This is a genomic window from Microcoleus pseudofavosus SVA1_A4 (assembly GCF_036700565.1).
Taxonomy (GTDB): Bacteria; Cyanobacteriota; Cyanobacteriia; order Cyanobacteriales; family Microcoleaceae; genus Microcoleus.
Genome location: NZ_JAUBPE010000204.1, coordinates 1 through 1,038, shown reverse-complemented (window position 1 = coordinate 1,038; position 1,038 = coordinate 1). Strand labels below are relative to the sequence as shown.

Below are 1,038 nucleotides of genomic sequence, written 5' to 3'. Positions count from 1 at the left end.
CAGGGTAAGCTCATCTAATTTGGTATAAATTGTACTTGACAAAAAGGGCAAGATATAAAAGAGCCTCCTGTCAAGAGCGGTTCTTTGAACCCATTTGAGATATTTTGATGATCGACAGATAAGGGACGAGCGAGAGATAACGGGGCAGCGAGAGATAACGGGGCAGCGAGAGATAAGGGGCCAGCGACAGACAACGGGCGATCAACTCGCAGCCTCAAAGAGCTCAAATGGGTTCTATAATAGTGCTTCATCGGTGTCACGAATCGTGAGGAAAAATCAATGGAGAAAGGATTCGAGCGTGTTGTGAATCAGGCAAAATCATCACCGAAACCAGACAGGTCTCAACCGCTCTCCATGCAACACTTACAAGCTTGCTTATCAACTTATTTTGATGACATACCAGATCCGAGAGTAGACCGAACAAAACAACATTTACTTAAAGACATTCTGGTCATTACCATATTAGCTGCGATCGCCGGCGCCCAGGGGTGGGAAGACATCGAAAATTATGGACTCAGCAAGCAACAATGGGCGTGAAGAATTTTTAGAGTTACCCAATGGTATCCCCAGCGATGATACATTTCGCCGGGTGTTTGAAAAGCTAGACCCGAAAGTGTTAGAGGAGAAATTATCGCAATGGTTGCAACAAATTATGGGTTCAGTCTGCCAAGAAATCATCCCCATAGATGGCAAAAGTTTGCGAGGTTCTTACGATCGAGAGAAAGGTTTAAAAAACTTACATTTAGTGACAGCTTGGGCGAGCGGACAGCGTTTGGTACTCGGGCAAGTCAAAGTTGAAGACCATTCCAATGAAATCACAGCAATTCCAGCCCTACTAGAACTACTCGACATTGCCGGGGCGATTATCACCATTGATGCGATGGGGACTCAAACAGAAATAGTCCGACTGATTCGTCAGAAAAAAGCCGATTATGTCGTGGCACTAAAAAGCAATCATCCCACTCTTTACAATCAAGTTAAAGACTGGTTTGAGACGGCAAAAACTCAGGAATTCAGGGAAACTGAAATGAGTTATGA

At 44.4% G+C, this 1,038-nt stretch carries 1 pseudogene; it reads left to right on the top strand.

From position 1 onward, the window contains the following. Positions 1–279: 279 nt before the first annotated feature. A pseudogene (locus tag QUA02_RS33505) lies at positions 280–1,038 on the top strand (ISAs1 family transposase); the annotation flags it as partial.